21 protein-coding genes and 2 pseudogenes are annotated in these 20,380 nt (G+C 60.3%); 17 read left to right on the top strand and 6 right to left on the bottom strand.

Translation table 11 applies throughout. The features are described 5' to 3' along the window. The first annotated feature begins 22 nt into the window (after positions 1-22). The gene (locus tag NVV72_03590; GenBank protein MCR6658454.1) at positions 23-988 is read left to right on the top strand and encodes a magnesium transporter CorA family protein; all 966 of its coding nucleotides are present in this window, start codon (positions 23-25) and stop codon (positions 986-988) included. Here the strand turns inward: NVV72_03590 and NVV72_03585 are convergent, their stop codons facing one another. The 3 genes from NVV72_03585 to NVV72_03575 all read right to left on the bottom strand — a co-directional run bounded on the left by NVV72_03585 (position 989) and on the right by NVV72_03575 (position 3,473). Next, on the bottom strand, positions 989-1,486 hold the full coding sequence (locus NVV72_03585) for a DUF305 domain-containing protein (GenBank protein MCR6658453.1): 498 nt from the start codon (positions 1,484-1,486) through the stop codon (positions 989-991). A 99-nt stretch (positions 1,487-1,585) separates the two neighbouring features. Continuing rightward, positions 1,586-2,782, bottom strand: a complete 1,197-nt coding sequence (locus NVV72_03580; GenBank protein ID MCR6658452.1) for a pentapeptide repeat-containing protein — start codon at positions 2,780-2,782, stop codon at positions 1,586-1,588. Between the two features lie 205 nt (positions 2,783-2,987). After that, positions 2,988-3,473 (bottom strand): transcriptional repressor, encoded by a 486-nt coding sequence (locus NVV72_03575; GenBank protein ID MCR6658451.1) that lies wholly within the window; start codon positions 3,471-3,473, stop codon positions 2,988-2,990. A gap of 128 nt (positions 3,474-3,601) precedes the next feature. Between NVV72_03575 and NVV72_03570 the strand changes: the two genes are divergently transcribed. Together NVV72_03570 and NVV72_03565 are read left to right on the top strand one after the other, a co-directional pair. Next, positions 3,602-5,605, top strand: coding sequence for a TonB-dependent receptor (locus NVV72_03570; GenBank protein MCR6658450.1), 2,004 nt, complete (start codon positions 3,602-3,604; stop codon positions 5,603-5,605). Positions 5,606-5,748: 143 nt separating this feature from the next. Continuing rightward, a complete protein-coding gene (locus NVV72_03565; GenBank protein ID MCR6658449.1) occupies positions 5,749-6,543 on the top strand; it encodes a SapC family protein in 795 nt (264 codons plus the stop codon). Between the two features lie 184 nt (positions 6,544-6,727). On the opposite strand, the gene NVV72_03560 is transcribed toward NVV72_03565, so the two are convergent. Next, positions 6,728-7,141 carry an acyl dehydratase gene (locus NVV72_03560; GenBank protein MCR6658448.1) on the bottom strand — a complete coding sequence of 138 codons (414 nt, stop codon included), beginning with the start codon at positions 7,139-7,141 and terminating at the stop codon, positions 6,728-6,730. A 163-nt stretch (positions 7,142-7,304) separates the two neighbouring features. On the opposite strand from NVV72_03560, the gene NVV72_03555 reads away from it, so the two are divergent. Beyond that, entirely contained in the window at positions 7,305-8,504 is a 1,200-nt protein-coding gene (locus tag NVV72_03555) for a helix-turn-helix domain-containing protein (GenBank protein ID MCR6658447.1), read from the top strand. A gap of 80 nt (positions 8,505-8,584) precedes the next feature. Then, on the top strand, positions 8,585-9,700 hold the full coding sequence (gene ispG, locus NVV72_03550) for a flavodoxin-dependent (E)-4-hydroxy-3-methylbut-2-enyl-diphosphate synthase (GenBank protein MCR6658446.1): 1,116 nt from the start codon (positions 8,585-8,587) through the stop codon (positions 9,698-9,700). Between the two features lie 214 nt (positions 9,701-9,914). On the opposite strand, the gene NVV72_03545 is transcribed toward ispG, so the two are convergent. Further along, entirely contained in the window at positions 9,915-12,152 is a 2,238-nt protein-coding gene (locus NVV72_03545) for an EAL domain-containing protein (protein ID MCR6658445.1), read from the bottom strand. Between the two features lie 207 nt (positions 12,153-12,359). Here NVV72_03545 and NVV72_03540 point away from each other — a divergent pair, with 207 nt between their 5' ends. From NVV72_03540 to NVV72_03485, 12 genes and pseudogenes are all read left to right on the top strand, one after another. Continuing rightward, positions 12,360-12,959: a glutathione S-transferase N-terminal domain-containing protein gene (locus tag NVV72_03540; GenBank protein MCR6658444.1), complete on the top strand. Its 600-nt coding sequence runs from the start codon at positions 12,360-12,362 to the stop codon at positions 12,957-12,959. A 102-nt stretch (positions 12,960-13,061) separates the two neighbouring features. Continuing rightward, positions 13,062-14,134, top strand: a pseudogene (prfA, locus tag NVV72_03535) (peptide chain release factor 1). Positions 14,135-14,136: 2 nt separating this feature from the next. Continuing rightward, positions 14,137-14,343: a hypothetical protein gene (locus NVV72_03530; GenBank protein ID MCR6658443.1), complete on the top strand. Its 207-nt coding sequence runs from the start codon at positions 14,137-14,139 to the stop codon at positions 14,341-14,343. Continuing rightward, positions 14,340-14,705: an MOSC domain-containing protein gene (locus NVV72_03525; protein ID MCR6658442.1), complete on the top strand. Its 366-nt coding sequence runs from the start codon at positions 14,340-14,342 to the stop codon at positions 14,703-14,705. The genes NVV72_03530 and NVV72_03525 overlap by 4 nt, the downstream gene beginning before the upstream one ends. Continuing rightward, a complete protein-coding gene (locus NVV72_03520; GenBank protein ID MCR6658441.1) occupies positions 14,668-15,144 on the top strand; it encodes an MOSC domain-containing protein in 477 nt (158 codons plus the stop codon). The genes NVV72_03525 and NVV72_03520 overlap by 38 nt, the downstream gene beginning before the upstream one ends. Positions 15,145-15,190: 46 nt before the next feature. Next, positions 15,191-15,900, top strand: a pseudogene (gpmA, locus tag NVV72_03515) (2,3-diphosphoglycerate-dependent phosphoglycerate mutase). 113 nt (positions 15,901-16,013) lie between these two features. Further along, a complete protein-coding gene (locus NVV72_03510; GenBank protein MCR6658440.1) occupies positions 16,014-16,508 on the top strand; it encodes a DUF559 domain-containing protein in 495 nt (164 codons plus the stop codon). A gap of 10 nt (positions 16,509-16,518) precedes the next feature. Continuing rightward, positions 16,519-17,118, top strand: a complete 600-nt coding sequence (locus NVV72_03505; protein MCR6658439.1) for a bifunctional diaminohydroxyphosphoribosylaminopyrimidine deaminase/5-amino-6-(5-phosphoribosylamino)uracil reductase RibD — start codon at positions 16,519-16,521, stop codon at positions 17,116-17,118. Positions 17,119-17,180: 62 nt separating this feature from the next. After that, the gene (locus NVV72_03500) at positions 17,181-18,434 is read left to right on the top strand and encodes a pentapeptide repeat-containing protein (protein MCR6658438.1); all 1,254 of its coding nucleotides are present in this window, start codon (positions 17,181-17,183) and stop codon (positions 18,432-18,434) included. Between the two features lie 51 nt (positions 18,435-18,485). Then, the gene (locus tag NVV72_03495; GenBank protein MCR6658437.1) at positions 18,486-18,860 is read left to right on the top strand and encodes a GFA family protein; all 375 of its coding nucleotides are present in this window, start codon (positions 18,486-18,488) and stop codon (positions 18,858-18,860) included. Further along, positions 18,860-19,351 carry an EVE domain-containing protein gene (locus NVV72_03490; protein ID MCR6658436.1) on the top strand — a complete coding sequence of 164 codons (492 nt, stop codon included), beginning with the start codon at positions 18,860-18,862 and terminating at the stop codon, positions 19,349-19,351. The genes NVV72_03495 and NVV72_03490 overlap by 1 nt, the downstream gene beginning before the upstream one ends. After that, entirely contained in the window at positions 19,348-19,614 is a 267-nt protein-coding gene (locus NVV72_03485) for a TfoX/Sxy family protein (protein ID MCR6658435.1), read from the top strand. Before NVV72_03490 ends, NVV72_03485 begins: the two co-directional genes overlap by 4 nt. 228 nt (positions 19,615-19,842) lie before the next feature. Here the strand turns inward: NVV72_03485 and NVV72_03480 are convergent, their stop codons facing one another. Continuing rightward, positions 19,843-20,328 carry an Hsp20 family protein gene (locus NVV72_03480; GenBank protein ID MCR6658434.1) on the bottom strand — a complete coding sequence of 162 codons (486 nt, stop codon included), beginning with the start codon at positions 20,326-20,328 and terminating at the stop codon, positions 19,843-19,845. Between the last annotated feature and the right edge of the window lie 52 nt (positions 20,329-20,380).

Raw genomic sequence — 20,380 nt, 5'->3', positions numbered from 1 at the left:
CCTGATCAAAGGGATATCGCGTGTGCTGACACTCCATTCGCAGGGATTTCACGTTGCGGCCGAGGCCGGCGATTTTGATCCGCATACCACCTGGGTCGACCTTTTCAATCCCACCCGCGATGAAGAACTGAAGCTGGAAGCCCAGCTTGGCGTCCTGTTGCCGACACGCGAGGACATGGACGAGATCGAGACGTCCAGCCGCCTCTATATCGAGGATGGCGCCGCCTTCATGACGGCGCAGGTGGCGTTCTTCGGTGGGTTGTCGCAGTTGCAGTCCGGGCCGGTGACCTTTGTCCTGACGGGCGGCCGACTGGTGACCATCCGCTATATCGAGCCCGCCTCGTTCAAGATTTTCGGCGATCAGCTTGAAAAGCAGCCCGGCCATTGCGCCGACGGGCCGACGACCTTCCTCAACCTGGTCGATCTCATCATTGACCGCACCGCCGACCTGATCGAAAAGACCAGCCACAGTATCGATGACCTCTCGAAGGAAGTTTTCACCACGCGCCGCCGCACCAAGCTGGAAACCGTTTTGATCCGCCTGGGCGCGGCCCAGAACGATATCGCCAAGGTGCGTGATTCCCTGGTATCACTGGCGCGGCTGACGGTTTTCGCCGCCGCTCTCGAACGCCAGATCGTCGGCTTCCGCAAGACGACCGAGTTGAAAGAATTTCACGATCGCCTGCGCACCATGAGCCAGGACGTGGCCAGCCTGAACGATCATTCCAGCCATGTCTCCGGCCATATCGCCTTCCTGCTCGATGCCGCCCTGGGGCTGATCAATGTCGAGCAGAACAATATCGTCAAGGTGATCTCGATCGTCTCGGCCATCTTCCTGCCCCTGACCCTGATCGCCAGCATCTATGGCATGAATTTCGACCACATGCCGTTCCTGCACCAGCCCTATGCCTTCGAGGCGGTATGCGCGCTGATGATCGCCATCATCATCGGGATGCTGAGCTATTTCAAGGCGCGCCGCTGGTTCTGATTAGCTGGCGGGCCTTGCCGGCAGGTTCGGCTGGCTATCCGGCGCCGGATTTGATTTCAGATCGCGGATCAGGGTTTTCATCTCGCCGATTTCCCTGACCTGCGCCTCGATGATGCCGTCGGCCAGTTTGCGCACGCGCGGATCTTTGATATGCGCCCGCTCGCTGGTCATGATGGCGATGGAATGGTGCGGAATCATCGCCTCCATATAGCCGACATCACTGACCGTGGCCTGGCTGCGCACCAGCCAGAGCGAGACAGCGAACAGCACGCAACTGCTTGCTATGATCAGCCCGTTCAGCCGCTTGTTCTTATACATCGATCCCATGAAGACCATCATCACGGCCGCCATGGCCGATCCCATGACGACGGCCATCCACAGACGCGTCTGGCTGAACTCGATATGATCCGCCTGATATGTATTTAGATACATCATGCCGTACATCAGGACGGTGGATACGCCGACCATCGCGGCAAAGCGTCCATAGGACATGGTCATGATCAAAGGGCTCCCAAAAAGCCCCGTGATAGACCCATGCGGGTTCGATTTCCCTGCGAAAGATCGCCTGAAATCATCAGTATCCGGCAAGGGCGTAAATCAGGCGCGTTCCGCCAGCATGTAGTTGCAGCCCTTGTCGATGACATGGTCGGTGACGGCTTCCAGCATCCGGGCACGGGTCAGGTCGGCGCCGGAGAGATTGGCATGGCTGAGCTGGACGCGGGAGAGATCGCTGCGCATCAGCCGGCCGCCGCCCAGGTCGAGCGGGCCAAGATTGGCGCCGGTGAGGTTGGCGTGGGTCAGTTTCGCGCCGATCAGCCGCGCCCCGCGCAGGTCGGCACCGGAGAGATTGCAGCGGCGCAGATCGGCATTGATCAGGTTGGCGCCCTGAAGCTCGATGCCGCTCAGGTCCAGCCCGAAGAGGATGGCACCATCGGCTTCCAGCATGGTCAGGACGCGCTTGCGCAGGTCGCCGGCCAGACGGAAATCGACGCCGGAAAGCACCTGCCGGCTGCCTTTCGCGCCGCCGGTTTTCGCCCAGTCTTCGTGCAGGGCGACGAAATCTCTGAGAGGCCGTTCGTCGATAAAGACCTCTTTTGGCGTGTCCAGTGTGCCGGTGGTATCGGCTTCGCGCAGATTGCAGCCGGAGGTCTGTGTCTCGACCATGACGGTGCCGGTCAGGTCGGCGCCGCTGACATCGGCGCCATTGAGATCGGCCCCGGTCAGGTTGGCGCCGCTGAGATTGGCCTTGCGCAGCTTGGCCTGCGACATGACCGCCCCGGCCAGGTTGGCGTCCCGGAAATCGGCCGACACCGCCTGCATCCCGTTCATGCGCGCCCCGGAAAGGTCGGCGCCGTTAAAAATGGCGTGGTCCAGTTCGCCCGCGCGCTTCTCATGCTTCATCAGGCGCAGGCCCTGCTTCTCGTCCTTGAAGGCGATCATGCCTTCGCGCAGGTCCGCCCCGATCAGCGAGGCGGCGGTCAGGTTGGCGCCGCGCAGGCAGGCCCCGCGCAGGTCGGCGCGATCGAAGCGGGCAAAACGCAGGTCGGCATTGCGCAGGTCGCAGCCATAGAGGTTGGCGCGGGTGAAATTGGCATCACGCAGGGAAGCGCCATAAAGCCGCGCCCCGGTCAGGTTGGCATCGCTTAAATCGACGCCTTCCAGTTTCATGTCGGTCAGGTCGATATAGGACAGATTGGCGATCCGACCGCCGGCCTTGCGCAGCTTGAACAGGGCGTGGGCTTCCAGGATATGACGAAGCGAGCCCTGGTCGAGCATTTGCAGCGTAGTGGACATGGCGGCCTTGAAGCGCTTTTTCGAAAAGGGTGACCCGTGCAGAATCGCATAACGGCGATTTCGTGATCTCACCCGCCTTGTGAATCAGTGCGCGCGCCGTGGCAAGACCGTTGGGTAAATTTAAGCTTTGGGCGGAACGCGATCACGCTTTTTTATGTTGTCAGGCTGACTGTCTGGCGCGAACTGCGACAGTCAGTGGTTACCCTCAATGGTCTGTTTGGCACGCCTGGCACAGGCCGCGCGCTTCAAGGGTGATATGGTTGACCCTGAAGCCGGTTTTGGCGGCGCGGGTTTCCACATCTGCCACATTGGGAATGACGATTTCCTCGCTCTGGCCGCAGCATTCGCACAGCAGGAAGCCGGCTGTATGCTTATGGTCCTGCGTATCGCAGGCGACAAAGGCGTTCAGGCTCTCGATGCGGTGGATCAGGCCCATCTGTTCGAGGAAGGACAGGGCGCGGTAAACGGTCGGCGGCTTGGCGGCACCTTCGGGGTGAAAGCGGTCGATCACATCGTAAGCCTTGATAGGCCCGTTAGCTTCCAGGATCAGCTCATAGGTGCGCAGGCGTGAGGAGGTCATGCGCTCGCCGGAATCGGTACAAAGCGCCTGCGCTGCCTCAAGCCGTGCCGCGCGGGCATCGGGCGTCGGGGCATGGTCGTGATCGTGGGTGTGTGCGCAGGCATGGCTCATACGCAGAAGGTAAGAGGACTCGGCCGATTTCGCAAGCGGCGCACAAAGTGTAATAATATAACATTCGCGCTTGACTCGTGTAATATTATTACATAACAAATACCGCAGCGCAATAATCTGAGGTATCCATGTCTTTCCCGAAATCCGCCCTTTTCGCCAGCCTGTCCCTGATCGCCCTGACCATTGCCGGCGTAGCGCGTGCCGATGATCCGGCGCCGGCCACCGATGACAAGCCCACAGAAGTGGTTGTGACGGGCTCCGGTTACCGGATTTCCAAGGACGCGCTGATGTCGCATGTCGATATCCTGACCCGCGAGCAGATCGATCAGAAGCCGGCGGCGGGCTTAGGCGACATGCTGGCCTATCTGCCGGGTATTCGCTCCTCCAGCTTCGCGCCGGGCGCCAGCCGTCCGATGATCCGCGGGCTGGATGGCTTCCGCGTGCTGGTGCTCAATAACGGCATGGGGGTGGTTGATGTGTCGGCCCTGTCGCCGGACCATGCCGTGCCGTCATCGCCGACCGAGGCGAAGCGCATCGAGGTGTTGCGCGGACCTTCCGCGCTCGCCTATGGCGGCAACGCCATCGGCGGGATTGTTAATGTGATCGATGACCGCATCCCCGCTGTGGCGCCGGCAAAAGGCTATGAAGGCACGGCCACGGTGCAAGCCTCGTCGGTCGATCAGGGGCTTCAGGGGGCATTCGATATCAAGGCGGGTAAGGGGCCGTGGGTCTTCACCTTCGATGCCTTCCGACACAAGACCTCGGATTACAGCATCCCGGTGCCGGCCGAGACCCTGGCCTATACCGAGGCCAACGGCCTGCCGGTCGATACCAGCGACAAGCAGCACAATTCTTTCCAGGATATGAAGAATGTCGGGGCCGGTGTCAGCTATGTCGGTGATTTCGGCTATGTCGGCCTGAGCTACAAGACCACCGATTACCTCTACGGCACCGCCATTGATTCCGATGTGTCTATAGACCTGCACCAGAAACGCTGGGACGCGCGCGGATCGTTCAACCTGAACTGGGCGGGCTTCAACCGCCTCGATGCTTCGGCCGGTTATTCCGACTATGACCATGCCGAGATTGAAGGCGGTACGCCAGGGACGCAGTTCCTCTCGAAAGGCAGCGAATTCCGCACCGCCCTGATCCGTGACGGCCAGGGTAAGTGGAGCGGCACGGTCGGGCTATCGGGCCTGAAGCGTGATTTCGAGGCGATCGGCGAGGAAGCCTTTGTGCCATCGACCACCACCAAGCAAGCCGGTGTTTTTGCGCAATATCGCTATGATGATGGCCCCTGGGGCCTGGAGGGCGGGGCGCGGGTCGATGACACGCATCTGACCTCCGCGGCAACATCTTATGACAAGGATTTCAACACCCTGTCGGCCTCGCTTGGCGGTTTCTACCGCCCTTCAGACCACAGTTTTGTTGGTCTCAGCCTGACCCGCTCCGAGCGCGCGCCGTCGGATGTCGAACTGCTGGCCAATGGGCCGCATGGCGGCACCGGTCAGTTCATCATCGGCGACCCGGCTTTCCGCACGGAGATCGGTTATTCGCTCGAACTGACAGGCCATGTGCTGGTCGACCACGACAATCGCTTCGCCATCGACGCCCATGTCTATACCAGTCATTTCGACAATTTCATCGACCTGCGGCCCACAGGTGCCATGCAGGATGACCTGCCCGTCTTCCAGTATGTTCAAACCAATGCCGATCTCTATGGTGTGGAAATAGAGGCCAATACCAAGTTGTTCGCGCTCGGCTCTCAAGCCATCGCGTTCGATGTCGCTTACGATTATGTCCATGGCCAGACGAGTATCGGGCCGATCGTGCGCATACCGCCGCAGGCCCTGACGCTCAAGCTGGAAAGCAAGGGCGGCAAGTGGGATTCCTACTTTGAAGTACGCGGTGTTGACGCCCGTAAGGAGCGCCTGGCGGCCTTCGAGACGCCGACAGACGGCTATGTCACGGCCAATATCTTCACCTCGTACAAGATCAGGCCCGATACCTCGCTGTTCGCCGAGGTGCGCAATATCGGCGATGTCGAGATGCGTGAGGCGACCAGCAGCACCAAGGACGCGGTGGTCGATCCCGGCCGCAACCTGCGCGTGGGGCTGGTTTATAACTTCTAATCCGCTCCAAAATGGTACAGACACCCGCCGGAAGCTGAAAAGCCGGCGGGTGTTTCCCGCAAACCGTCACGGCGCTTGCCGGAAGCAAAGGGTTGCGCTAGAAGCGAAGCTCCTTTTTTCTTCTAACCTTCTTTAAAGCGACCATGGCACAAGAACAAACCAACGATGCGACGCTCACCGGAAACGTCCTTTTCTACAAATCCCCGGAGCCGCTGAGCCCCGAAGCGCACGCCAATATGGGTATCAAGTCGATCCCGGCGCCGCACGCCTTCGTCGCCGAAACCAATGTCGTGCCGCTGACCGTGGCCGAATTTCCGGCCGCTTCCTTGAGCTTCCCGATCGTCTTCATCGGCGAAAACTACATGCCGGTCGCGGCCATGGGGCTTTCGGCCGGCCAGAACGTCTTCGTGTCGCCGGAAGGTGTCTTCAAGTCCGACAGCTACCTGCCGGCCTTCGCCCGCCGCTATCCGTTCGTCTTCGCCAATGACGAAGGCCAGGAGCGCATGATCCTGTGCGTCGATACCGGCGCCGCCATGGTGGCCAAGTCGAACCCCGATGTGCCGTTCTTCGAAGCCGGCAAGGCCACGCCTTACGTCGAGAACGCCATGCAGTTCTGCTCGGACTTTGAAAACGAGCGCCGCCGTACCGAAAGCTTTGTTGGCCTGCTGCGTGAACTGGACCTGCTGGCCGCGCGCGAAACCCTCTATCGTCCGCAAAATCCGGACGGCACGCCGGGTGAGCCGCAAAAGATCGCCGAATATTTCGCTGTCGATGAAAAGAAGCTGGGCGAACTGTCCGGCGACAAGCTCGTCGAACTGCGCGACAACGGTGCGCTGACGCACATCTACGCGCACCTGAACTCGCTGCTGGCCTGGGATAAGCTGATCGCCATGACGATCGAGCGCAACAATGCCCAACCGGCCGCTAACGCTAACTAAGCTCTATGGCTTTGTGAAAATGAGAAAGCTCCGGTCGCAAGGCCGGAGCTTTTTTTGACTGTTATTTGGAAGAGTTTGAAACCACGAATGGACACGAATTCACACGAATGAACGACCAGTTCCCTATTTATTCGTGTGTATTCGTGTTCATTCGTGGTTCGTCGCCTTTTAACCGGCGACCAGCCTAATCAATCGGCGCCTTGGGCAGGCGCTGGAATACCGAGCGGGTCAGACAGGAAAAGACCAGCCGGCCGGCTTCATCGAGCACGTCATTCTGGGCAATGACCACACCCTTTGTATCGCCCACGGCATCCTTGCCCATCACGGTCAGGCGGCCGCGCAGCAGTTCACCCGGCGGCGGATTGCGCGACCAGCGCAGGGCATCGACCGCCAGGCGCTTGGTCTGCGGCCAGTGCGAGGCGGCTTCGGTTTCCAGCTTGGACCACAGGGCGAAGATCAGCGCGTCCGGCACGCCGTCATTGACATCCCAGGTCGGCGCATAGGACTTGCAGAACGCGGCCAGTTCCTCTTCGGAAATGACCGCCGCGCCAATGGAAACACTCTGGCCGATATAGAGATCATCGAAGGCTGCGGGCATTGGGGCATATCCAGATAAAGCCAAAGAGGGGTTGTTCATAACCGAGTTCACATTGATATCAAACACCAAAAATTGCGTTACCGGGGCGCGGCCATAGGCCATGTCCGAGTTGATTATTGTGCCCGCCTATGGTTTGGTCGCGCAACGCCACCACAGGACAGTTATGAGTACGACCGAGCCCAATATCATCGAGGATGAGCCTTATCAGGGCCTCTATCGCGGTGAGGCGAATTCCGCCTTCAAGGGCACGACCGATGGCCGGCTGCCCGATCGCTTCGATCTGGCCGAAATCCTGAAAAAGACACGCGAGGCGCAGGGGCTTTCGCTCGCCGAGGTTTCGGAAATGACGCGCGTGCGGCGCGCCTATCTCGAAGCCTTCGAGCAGGCCGCCTATGACGTACTGCCGCCGCGCGCCTTCGCCATCGGCTATGTCAAAGCCTATGCAAAAGCGCTGGGCCTGGACGAGGAAACCCTGGCGGATATGTACAAGCGCGAGGTCTCTCCCGCGGCCACCAAGCTTCACGCACCATCGGGCGCGTCGCTCGATGATGTCAACAAGCCCAATTACCGTCTCTATATCGGCGCTGCGGCCAGTCTGGTGGCGGCGATCGTCATCTGGAACGTAGTGCAGCGCCAGCCCAGCATCAGGTTCGGCAATAGCAGCCATGAGGCGCAGTTCGGCAATTCGTCGTGGGCGGCGGGTGTCCCCAACATGCTGAACGGGGCCATCTTCGTTTCGCAGCCGCAGCCGGCGCCGCGCGATCAGGACGTGCCGGTGCCCTATGTGACCCCAGGGCTTGAAGAAGGCTTCGCCTCCATCGAGGCCGCGCGAAACGCCAATTCCGCCGCGCCGGTGCCTGTCAGTGACGTGCTGCAGATGCGCAAGGCGTTCAATCCGCGCGGCGCGGTCTATGGTGCGGCCCCGGAAAATTCCGCGGTGACCATCCAGGCCACCAAGACGGTCAATCTGGTGGTGCGCGATCCGGCGAACGGCACGGTCTATTTCGCCCATTCCATCGGTGCCGGCGAAGCCTACCGCCTGCCGGAAACCGATCAGCAAAACCTGCTGATTGATGTGTCCGATGTTTCGGCCTTCGAGATGTATTATAACGGCGAATATGCCGGGACGCTGGAAAGCGCGGTCACTCCTGTCGGCCGCATCAATGCGCGGGCCGCCCAGCTTTCCGATGCGCTCGACCAGAAACAGGCCCAGGCAGGTGAACTGGCGGGCGCACCGCGCGCCACCTCTGCGCCGATCGCCCCGCTGACGGCGGAGAAGCCGAACGGGCCGATCCCTTACCTGCCCAGCCAGCGGGCGGCGGCGCCCGAAAGCTCTCCCGCGACTGAGCCGGACAGCCAGTAATATTATTTGAAATTCCGGTTGTGACGAACGACCCGCATCCTGATATATGGGGTGTGTTTTCGGTATAGCCCAGAGTTCCAATGGACACCCACCAGCCTCACGACCATACACACGTTCGCCCCTGGCGGATGATCCAGCGCCGGCCGAGCCGCAAGATCATGGTGGGCAAGGTGGCCGTCGGCGGTGATGCACCGATCAGCGTGCAGTCCATGACCAACACCCTGACCTCAGATGCCCAGGCCACCCTGCGCCAGATTGCGGCCATGGAGGAGGCGGGCGCCGATATCGTGCGCGTCTCGTGCCCAGACGTCGATTCCACGGCGGCTCTGAAGACGATCGTCGACAACGCCAATGTGCCGATCGTGGCCGACATCCATTTCCACTACAAGCGCGCCATCGAGGCCGCCAAGGCGGGCGCCGCCTGCCTGCGCATCAATCCCGGCAATATCGGCTCGCCCGATCGCGTGAAGGAAGTGATCCAGGCTGCCAAGGATTATGGCTGCTCCATGCGCATCGGCGTCAATGCCGGTTCGCTGGAAAAGGATCTGATGGAAAAGTACGGCGAGCCGTGCCCGGAAGCCATGGTCGAGAGTGCGCTGTTCCACGCCAATATCCTGCGCGACCACGATTTTCACGAGTTCAAGATATCGGTGAAGGCGTCGGATGTTTTCCTGACGGTCGCCGCCTACACGGCGCTTGCCGACGCCATCGATTGCCCGCTGCATATCGGCGTGACCGAGGCGGGGCCGTTGCGTACCGGCACGATCAAGTCAGCCATCGGTCTCGGCAACCTGCTGTGGGCGGGTATTGGCGATACCCTGCGCGTGTCGCTGGCCGCCGATCCGGTGGAAGAGATCAAGGTTGGTTTCGACCTGCTGAAATCGCTGGGCCTGCGCCATCGCGGCGTCAATATCATTGCCTGTCCAAGCTGTGCGCGCCAGGGCTTCAATGTCATCGATACGGTGGCGAAGCTGGAAGAGCGCCTGGCCCATATCGCTAAGCCGATGTCGCTGTCGATCATCGGCTGCGTGGTCAATGGTCCGGGCGAGGCACTCTATACCGATATCGGCTTTACCGGCGGCGGCGCGGGGGCCGGCATGGTTTACCTGGCCGGCAAGCCCGATCACAAGCTCAGCAATGCCGACATGATCGAACATATCGTCGAGCTGGTTGAGGCCCACGCGGAGAAGCTGTAGCTCGGGGGGTATTCCGCGCGAAGCGGACAAACCTGATTATTCGATACACCGACGATAGCGGTAACGTGCGGTTGTTTTGAATATCTGTGTAATCTGTGGATCAAAAAGAACGTCCGAGCGAGTCCTGGCGCTGGAAAAGAGAGTATCCACAGATCACACAGATATTCCTGGTAATTTCGCGCTACCGCTTTCGTCGGAGCGCGTTTTATTCGTCTTAAGACATCCGTGGCGTCATCTTGATCGTCTTGGGGGCCACGTAGCCCTCTTCGTCGATAATCGTCAGCTTGCGTTCGTTCTTCATCATCTCGTCAATGGCTTCTGAGGCGACCGGCTTCGAGAACAGGTAGCCCTGGATGATATTGCAGCCCGTCTGGCGCAGGATGTTTTTCTGCGCGCGTGTTTCCACGCCTTCGGCCACGATATTCAGGTTCAGGGCCTTGCTGAGCTTGACGATGGCGCGGATAACCGCCTCGGCTTCCGGATCGACGCCCAGGTTGGAGACGAACGACCGGTCGATCTTGATCTTGTCGACCGGATAGCGGCTGAGATAGCCGAGCGACGAATAACCGGTGCCGAAATCGTCGAGCGCGATGGTGAAGCCCATATGACGCAGGTCGCGCAGCACCATCTGGGTGGTATTGTCGTCATTGAGCAGCACGCCTTCGGTAATCTCGATTTCGATCTGCTCGGCGGTCGTCTTCGTTTCCGACAGCAGGCCCTTGATGGTGGCCAGGAAGCCCTGATTGCGCATCTGGGTGGCCGAGACGTTGACTGCGACCTTGAGGCCCGGCCAGCGGTGCGAATCCTGCATGGCGCGGCGCATGATCAGGGTGCCCAGTTCGTTCATCAGGCCGCATTCCTCGGCCAGCGGAATGAAATAGGCCGGCGAGACGGGGCCGCGCGTCGGGTGCGTCCAGCGGCACAGGGCCTCGACACCGACAATATGGCCGAAGTGATCGACCTGCGGCTGGTAGACGACATCGATATCGCCGACATGGATCGCCTCGCGCAGGCCGGTTTCCAGCGTTTTGCGCAGCTTGATGGTGGCGTCCATCTCGACTTCGAAGAAGGCATACTGACCGCGGCCGAGATCCTTGGCGCGGTAGAGGGCGAGGTCGGCCTGGCGCAGGGCTTCGGCGGGATCGATATCGCCATCACCGATCAGGGTCACGCCGATCGAGCAGGAGGAGAATACCTGGCCGGATTCGAGATTGACCGTGCCGGTCAGACCTTCGAGGATGCGCTTAGCCAGCGACGCGGCTGAAGAGCCATCGGTATCGGTCTGAATAATCACGAACTCATCGCCGCCCAGGCGCGCCAGAGTATCGCCGGAGCGGATCATGCCGGTAATTTTGCCGGCATTGTGGCGGATCAGTTCATCGCCGGCCAGATGGCCCAGCGTGTCGTTGACGTCCTTGAAACGATCCAGTCCGATGCACATGACGGCGACATGGCCGCCTTGGCGCTTCAGGCGCTCGGTGGCCTGATTCAGGCGGTCGGCGAACAGGGTGCGGTTGGGCAGACCGGTCAGGTTGTCGTGCAGGGCCATGTGCTTGGCCTTGGCTTCTGAGGCGATCAGTCCCTCGGCGGCGCGCTGGCTCTGGTGCAGCAGGACGAGCGCGATCAGGCCGAGACCAAGCGAAATCATCAGGACCGGACCCAGCGTGCGGATGAACAGGGTATGGCCGGGCGTATCCGGCATCCAGCTCAGCTCCGCCAGCACCTTGCCATTGTCATCCTTGAAGGCGACCAGCGCCGAGCCTTTGGGGCGCGGCTGGCCGGGATGCAGCAGCCTGATATCGGACACCATGTAACGCTGCGACAGCGCGATCAGTTCGTCGCTCGACAGTTCGTGCATACCGATGGCGACAAACGGCTTGTATTTCAGCAAGGGGGAATCGGCTTTGTCGGAAAGCAGCAGGCTGGCGCCCACAACATAGATATGGCCGTTCATCGCCATCAGGCGGCCGGTATGGTTGCTTTCGGTCGTGGCGGGTAATCCGCGAGCGCGGCGGTCTTCATAGGTCTGGCGCAGCCCGGCCACCAGACTGCTGGTCTGGCGCGCGGCGCCGGCCAGGCGGGCGATATCGGTCTCCTTGCCGTTCTGGTAGGCGAAGACAATCTCGCCCTTGTCGTTCAGCAGGAGGTTGGACTCAAAATTGAGGAAATTGTTGAAATAGTCGCCGATATTATTCTTTACCCAGGTCTCGTCATATTTGACGGCGGTGCTTTCGACCGCCTTGTCCCAGATGGTGATCGGTGTCATCAGTTGCGAATGGTCGTCCGCCATCTGGTTCAGGCCCAGCATGACGAGTTTTTCCTCGCGGGTGCGCGACATATGATCGGCCTGTTCAGCCCATACCCACAGACTGCCCACCAAAGCACACACGGCCACGACCACAATCAGGGCCATGGGCGCCAGCAGTTTTAATTCGCCTGAACTACGTTTCACCAGGTCCTCATTCTGAGGTGAGTTATATGTCAGGGTAAGGTTACTGTAGATATCTTAAATTAAGGCAAATATCGGCCGTTTTTATTTAAACGATTATTAAGAAAGCTGTGCCGGAAAACGGTGTGAAATCGGGGGGCGCACCCTTGACGATCAAGGTTTTGCACGCCACGACCGGGCGGGTTCAAACCTTAATCGGATAACGTTGTTATGAAATTATTTGTCAGCTCTACATCGGTTTTTGTCCGCAAGGTCCGTGTTGTCGTAAGGGAAAGAGGCTTGACGGCGCGGATCGAGGAGGTGTCGCGCCTCCCGGTGGAGGCCGCCCCGGATCTGGTGGCGGCCAATCCGCTGTCGCAGCTTCCGGCCCTGATCGATGATGACGGCGTTTGCTGGACCGACAGCGGCCTGATCAGCGCCTGGCTGGCGACGCAAGGCGAGGGGCCGCACCTGATGCCGGATTATGGCACGGATGATTACTGGCGGGTCAGGCGCGTGGAAACCGTGGCCGCAGGTCTCAACGAGATGATGGCAAAGATCGTCTATGAGAACCGCCGCCCGGAAACCGAGCGCTCGCCCTTCTGGCTGGCGCGCTGGGAAGGCAATCTCAGGCGCGCCTTTACGGTCGCCGATACCCTCTGTCCGGGCGCGGAGGTTTTCGATATGGGCACCCTGACCCTCGGCGTGGCAGCTACCTTCTGTGACTTTCGCCTGCCGCATATCGACTGGCGGGCCATCGCGCCGCGCATCGCCGCCCTGCAGCCCGAACTGGAAAAGCGGCAGAGCTTCATTGATACCTATCCAAAATAGAGGTACAGCGACCTTCTCCCGCCCTGCGAAGCGGGGAGGGGGGACCACGAAGTGGTGGGAGGGGCTTTCCCTGCACCCCGTTTTGATGAGAGAATACCCTTGATACACCTTCCCGACGCCAAGCTGGCCCAGGTCATGGACCGCTTCCAGATGATCGAAGCGCGCATGGAATCCGCGACCGACGGCGCCGAGATCGTCAAGCTGTCGAAGGAACATGCCGAACTGAAGCCGGTCTTCGATGCCGTGACCCGCCTGCACAAGGCGCGCCAGTCCGTGCCTGAACTGGAAGAGATGGCAGCGCTGAATGATCCCGACCTGTCGCCTCTGGCGGCCGAGGAACTGCAGGAATTGAAGACGACCCTGCCGGAACTTGAGCATGGTGTGGCGCTTTTACTGGCGCCGCAGGACAAGGACGTCAATGCCTCGGCCATCCTCGAAGTCCGCGCCGGCACAGGCGGTGACGAGGCGGCGCTGTTCGCCGGCGATCTGTTCCGCATGTACAGCCGCTATGCCTCGACGCAAGGCTGGCGCGTCGAAATCGACAGCGTCTCCGAAGGTGAAATGGGGGGTACAAGGAAATCATCGCCTCGGTGACCGGAGAAGGCGTTTTCGGCAAGCTCAAGTTCGAATCCGGCGTTCACCGCGTGCAGCGCGTGCCGGCCACCGAAGCCGGCGGCCGCATCCATACCTCGGCCGCCACCGTGGCGGTGTTGCCGGAAGCCGAGGATGTCGAGATCGAAATTCTCGACAAGGATATCCGCATCGATACCTACCGCGCGTCGGGCTCCGGCGGCCAGCACGTCAACAAGACCGATTCCGCCGTGCGCATTACCCACCTGCCGACTGGCATTGTGGCGACCTCTTCGGAAAAGTCGCAACACATGAACCGCCAGATCGCCATGCGTAACCTGAAGGCGCGTCTGTACGACATGCAGCGCACGGCGCTCGATACGGCGCGTTCAGACGCCCGCAAGTCCCAGGTCGGTTCCGGCGATCGATCGGAACGCATCCGCACCTATAACTATCCGCAGGGGCGCGTGTCGGATCACCGCATCAACCTGACCCTCTATAACCTGCCGCAGTTCATGGAAGGCGACATGGAGCAGATGATCAATGCCCTGATCGCCGAGGACCAGGCCGAACGTTTGGCCATGCTTGAAGAGGAACTGGGGTAAAAATGCCTAAATCGCTCCTGCGTAAAGTTCTCATCCTGTGGGCCATGCTGCTGATCGGTCAGTTTCTGCTGGCGGCGGCGGTGATCTATCAGAGCCTGATGACGGGCGTGCCCTTGCTGAATGCCCTGCTCAGTATGCAGCCGGTTCTGGCCGGCGCCAGCCTGATGCTGTTCCTGATCACCTGGCTGCAGTATAAGAACCGGCCATGAATACGGGTATTATCTCCGCGCTCTGGCGTTATCCTGTCAAGGGTTTCACCCCGGAAGCCGTGCCGGAGGCGGTGCTGTGCCCGGATGATTTCTTTCCGTTTGACCGGCTCTATGCGCTGGAGGTTGGCCGTTCCGGCTTCGATGCTGAAAATCCGGTCACTATCTCCAAGATGAAGTTCGCTGTGCTGGCGCGCTTCGCCGCCGTGGCGCGGCTGCGCACCCGCTATGATGAGGTGGATGATGCCTTCGAGGTGACGGACGAGGACGGCAAGTCGTGGGCGTTCGACCTGGCCAGCGAGGCCGGGCGGCACAGTCTGGCGCGGCATGTCGAGACCATCCTCGGGCCGTCACGAGGACTATGATCCGACGGCTTTCCCACTTAACCTGCTGCGTGCGCCGGGCTGGGACGAGGTCCATTCGCACTTCCGCTTTACCGATTCTGGCAAGGGGTTTGTCTCCTTCCTCAATCTCAATAGTTTGCGCGACCTCGGCCAGCGCATCGGCCGCGAGCTTGATCCGTTGCGGCTGCGCGCCAATATCTGGGTCGAAGACCAGACGGCTTTCGAGGATCACGATTGGGTAGGCAAACATATCCGGCTGGGCGAGGACGGGCCGGAATTCGAGGTGCTGAAGTCGATCGTGCGCTGTGTCGCCACCCATGTGAATCCGGAAACGGCCGAGCGCGATATCGATATCTGCGAGGCGCTGTGGCAGAATTACGGACACCGCGAGTGCGGCATCTATGCTCGGATCATCAAGGGCGGAACGATCCGGCCCGGCGACGTATTGCACCTGTATTAAACTCGCCTTATAGCCTTCCGGAGCTTTTACAGACCGGAGATGCCTTATGCCCACACTCGTCCTGCTTCGCCACGGCCAAAGCCAGTGGAACTGGAAAACCGCTTCACCGGCTGGGTCGATGTCAACCTGACCGCCGAAGGCGAGGCCCGAACGACACGCGGCGGCGAACTGATCAAGGCCGAGGGCATCGAGATCGACAAGGCGTTCACCTCGGTTCTGACCCGCGCCATCCGCACCTGCAATCTGGCGTTGGAAGCCGCTGGTCAATCCTTCGTGCCGGTGGTGAAGGACTGGCGCCTCAATGAGCGTCACTATGGTGGCCTGACGGGCCTCGACAAGGCGGAAACCGCCGCCAAGCACGGCGAGGATCAGGTCAAGATCTGGCGCCGGTCTTATGATGTGCCGCCGCCGCCGCTGGAAGCCGGCAGCGCCTATGATTTCAAGGGCGATCGCCGCTATGCCGGTGCCGACCTGCCCGATACTGAAAGCCTGAAGACCACGCTCGACCGCGTCCTGCCGTTCTGGACGGGCGATATCGTGCCGGCGTTGAAAGCGGGCGACACGGTTCTGGTGGCCGCCCACGGCAATTCGATCCGCGCGATTATCAAGTCTTTGTTCGACCTCAGTGACGAGGCGATCCTGGAGATCGAAGTCCCGACCGGCAATCCGCTGGTAGTGAAGCTGGACGATAATCTGAAGCCGGTGTCAGCCAAATACCTCGATCAGGCCCGCGCCAATCCGCTGCCGGCTATTTAGGAAGTAAGAACCCCTCACCCCGCCCTCTCCCCTCAGGTGGGGAGGGGAAGATAAGCGAGTTACGCAGATAAACCCCCTCGCCCCTTTTAAGGGGAGAGGGTAGGGGTGAGGGGTTGCCAGACAAAGACGCTTTGGGGGAAAGCATGGCAAGAAAGCGCTCCAGACTAACGCCATTAGCCCGCGCCTTGCGGAAGTCTGACAATATCGCCGAAAGCCGTATGTGGAATGCTTTGCGTAATCGGCAACTAAGCGGTTTCAAGTTTCATAGAAGCTTTATTATCGGTAATTATATAGCTGATTTCGCGTGCATTGATCTGAGCCTCGTCATCGAATTGGATGGCAGCCAGCATATCGATGATCCGAAAGACCAAATCCGCAATGAGATCATGACCATTAACGGCTGGTCGGTGGCACGGTTTCCAAGCGGTCATGTGCTCTCCCAACCGGATGGTGTGCTCGAAACCATTGCCGCTATTTGCGATGGCCGGATAACAGACCATATAGTTGATCATGACTTTCAGTTTTATCCGGCAAAATCAGTGACTGTTCTAAAAACCCCTCACCCCAACCCTCTCCCCTCAGGTGGGGAGAGGGGGAAGGAAAAATGATATCGGTTTCATGCAGCAGGCGCTTCGTCTGGGGCTATCTCAGATGGGGCGGACCTGGCCAAATCCGGCGGTGGGCTGTATCATTGTAAAAGATGGTGCGGTCATCGCTGAGGACGCCACAGGCGATGGCGGCCGTCCTCATGCCGAGGAAGTGGCACTCGATAAGGCCGGCCCGGTGGCAAAAGGTGCCACGGCCTATGTGACGCTCGAACCCTGCGGCCAGCGTTCCAATGGCGGCTGTTCCTGTTCGCAAAGGCTGGTCGAGGCCGGCGTGGCGCGCGTGATCTATGCCTGTGATGATCCATCACCCTTTGCCTCTCATATTGGCGTGGAACGCATGACCGCCGCCGGAATTATCGTCGAAGCCGGCCTGCTGGCGGAGGAAGCCGACCGGCTGATCGCGCCGACAGCCCATTATCACCGCACCGGCCGGCCGTTCGTCGAGACGGACACCGGCGGAAAGGGTTTCGATGCCGTCTTCACCCCTGAAAGCGACGATCTGGAAGCCGAACTGGTGGCGTGGGCGGGCCGTGGTTACCGCCATCTGTCGGTTCCGGCCGGGTCTGATCTGGCAATGGCCCTCGCTGCATCAGGCTTAATGGCCGAATAACCCAAATTTTTAAGGTTTTTGTGGAAGACTTCCTGTCCTGATATCGAGGAAAGCCCGTCCGCATGACCGCCACTGCCGGCGATACACGCTACACCAAGCTCACCCAGATGCAGGTCGATGCGATCTGCACGAAGCACGAACGCCTGCGCGCGATGAAGCCGGGCGGCGCACGGGCAGTTTTCGCCTGGTGCGACCTGTCGGGCCTGAATTTCTCCGGGCGCGTGCTCAATGACGCCGATTTCACCGCCGCTATCCTGATGGATTGCGACCTGACGAACACGGTGCTCGATACCTGCAATCTCTATTGCGCCGACCTGCAACTGGCCAATCTCAGCCATGCCTCGATGCGGCGGGCCGACCTGCGGGGCGCCTCATTACGCGGCGCCAATCTCTCGGATTGCGACCTATACGAAGCCGACCTGCGCGAAGGGGCCCTGGCCCTGCCGGACAAGCAGGCGGGCTTATCTTACGTCGAAATCTCGATGCGCTCGTCGGAAGCCACCTACGCCAATCTGCGCGGGGCTAATCTCGAACGCTCCAAGCTCTCCGGCATCCAGGCGATGAAGGCCGATTTCACCGACGCGACCATGAAGTCATGCAAACTGATCCGCGCCAATCTCAAGCAGTGCATCATGGATAATGTCGACCTGGCGGGTGCCGATCTTTCCGGTGCCGACCTTTCCGGGGCCTCCCTGCGCGATGCCGTGCTGATTGGCGCCAAGACCGACATGTGGCGGACTTCACAGACCGACATGACCGGTGTGCTGACTGACAAGCCGCAGGGCACGGATGTCACCAATCTGCCCTATGGCCAGATGTTGCGCGATCACGCCCTGTGGGTCGATACGCTCGGCAAGGAAGGCACACCCTCGAAATTCGATAATGCCGACCTGCGCGGCATGGGGTCTATCAAGGGCCTGAATCTGGCGGCGCTGTCGGCCAAGGGCGCGGTTTTCTACGGGCTCGATATGCGCGGCGTGCAGCTCCAGGGCGCGCATCTCGAAGACGCCGACCTGCGCAACTGCAACCTGGCCGGCGCCGATCTGCGCGGCGTGCGCATGGCGCGGGCCCGTCTCGATGGCGCCAATCTGGAAGGCGCCAATCTCGGCGCGCTGAAGATCGACGCCACGCGCTTCCTGCCGGCGGACCTGCGTGACACACGGATGCGCAATGTCAATTTCACCGATTCCGACATGAAGCTGGCGCGGCTCGACGGCGCGGATATTTCGCGTTCAAATCTCCAGGGTGCCATGATGAATCTGGAAGCGCTGGAGCACACCACCTGTGTGGCCCTGCGCGGGCGTATCGCCTCCTGACATAAATTGGCAGCAGGAATTGTAAGATATCCTCGACAACAGGAGGATATAATGACGGTCAAAGGAAGCTGTCATTGCGGCGCCACACAGTTCACCCTCGATAAGGTGCCGGAAACGGTCACGCGCTGCACCTGTTCTATCTGCAGCAAACGCGGCGCCTTGTGGGCTTATTACACGCCGGACCAGATTGTCTTCGAGCCGGCCAATGATCCGGCGAAGGACAGCGAATATCGCTGGCAAAGCCGGATGGTGGGGCTGCATTTCTGCAATGGTTGCGGCTGCACCACCTACAATGTTTCGCCGGGCTGGGTCGATTACAAGCCGGATTTCGACCATCCGCAGATCGCCATAAATGCGCGCCTGCTTGAAGATTTCGACCTGGACGCCGCTCCGGTCCAGGTTCTCGACGGCCGGAACCTGTGGTGATGCGCTTTTGGCTGGCCGTGGCCAGTGCCGAGCATGTGCGGCGCGGCCGAACGGAAGGCTTCATGCAGGTCAATCACGGCAAGCTGGGACCGCTCAAGCGCATGAAGGCGGGCGACGGTATCATCTATTATTCGCCTTCGGAGCAGATGGGCGTGAAGGATGGTTTTCAATCCTTCACCGCCATTGGCCGTATCCGGGAGGGCGAGCCTTATCAGGGATATATGTCGGAGGGTTTCCAGCCTTTTCGCCGGAATGTCCAGTGGTCAGACAGCCGCGAACAGCCGATCCGTCCGTTGCTGGGCACGCTCGATCTGACAAAAGACCGGAACTGGGGGTATGCTATGCGTTTCGGTCTGCTGGAGCTCAGTGCGGGGGGATTTCGCGGTGATCGGCGCAGCGATAACGGGAGAAAAAGATGGCCTGTAGTGAACTGGTGTCGCTGCGTATCCGTGATGCGCTGGGCGCGGCGAATATCACGGAAAAGCGGATGATGGGCGGTCTGGTTTTCCTGCTGAACGGCAAAATGCTGGTCAGCCACAGGACGCTCAAAACCGGTGAGGAGCAGTTGATGTTCCGGCCGGGCCACGACAATGAAGCCGAAGCCCTGGCCATTGCTGGCACGCGACCGATGATTCACGGCGGACGGCGCATGACGGGCTTTATCTTCATCGATGAAACGGAGTGCCCGCCACCGGTGTTCGACCATCTGCTGGACCTGTCGCGGCGCTTCGTCGAGACATTACCGGCAAAATAAAAGACCCCCGGCTTGTCGCCTGACCGTCAAACGCCCGAGGGATGGCAGGCGGAGATCAGAGGGGCCGGAGGTCTTGGGCGCGGTCTACCGTCAGGGGACCGCGCAACACACTTTAGTTGACGCACTTTTTAATCTGAAAAGTGCGTTACACTTTTCAGAAAGTGCTTGAGTTTGGGGAGAAACAGGGGGGCGCGCCCAAAACGCCTATTCCGGGCGCGCGAGATAGTCTTACTCGGCGGCGGTCAGGACCGGCGCGGAGTCGTTGGTGTTGGCCGTCTTGATGGCAATGGTCTTTGCCTTCTTGGCTTCCGGTACTTCAAGCTTCAGCGTGATCGAGAGCAGGCCGTTGGCGAGGTCGGCTTCGGTCACCTTGATATGATCGGCGAGCTGGAAGCGGCGCTCAAACGACCGTTCGGCGAGGCCACGATGCAGGAAGGTGCGGGTGGTGGCGTCATCGTCCTTCTTGCCGGTAACGGTCAGGACGTTTTCCTTCACCTCGATATTGAGCTGATCGGGGCGGAAGCCGGCGACAGCCACTTCGATGCGGTAGGAATCTCCCTGGTCTTCGCCTTCGGCGGCCGGCAGGCGCTCGATATTGTAAGGCGGCCAGCCCGGCGCCGTATCGGTGCGGGCGGCGCTGTCGAGCAGATTGACCAGGCGGTCAAAGCCAACGGCGGAACGGTACAGTGGGGAAAAATCGATTGCGGTACGCATAGGGCTCTCCTTCAAAAAGCGAGACATTACAGGTGTGCAGACGCGCTGCTTC

This window comes from Asticcacaulis sp., from assembly GCA_024707255.1.
In the GTDB taxonomy this organism is placed as follows: Bacteria; Pseudomonadota; Alphaproteobacteria; order Caulobacterales; family Caulobacteraceae; genus Asticcacaulis.
Note: the sequence above shows the minus strand (reverse complement) of the source record. Positions and strands in the feature narration are given on the sequence as shown.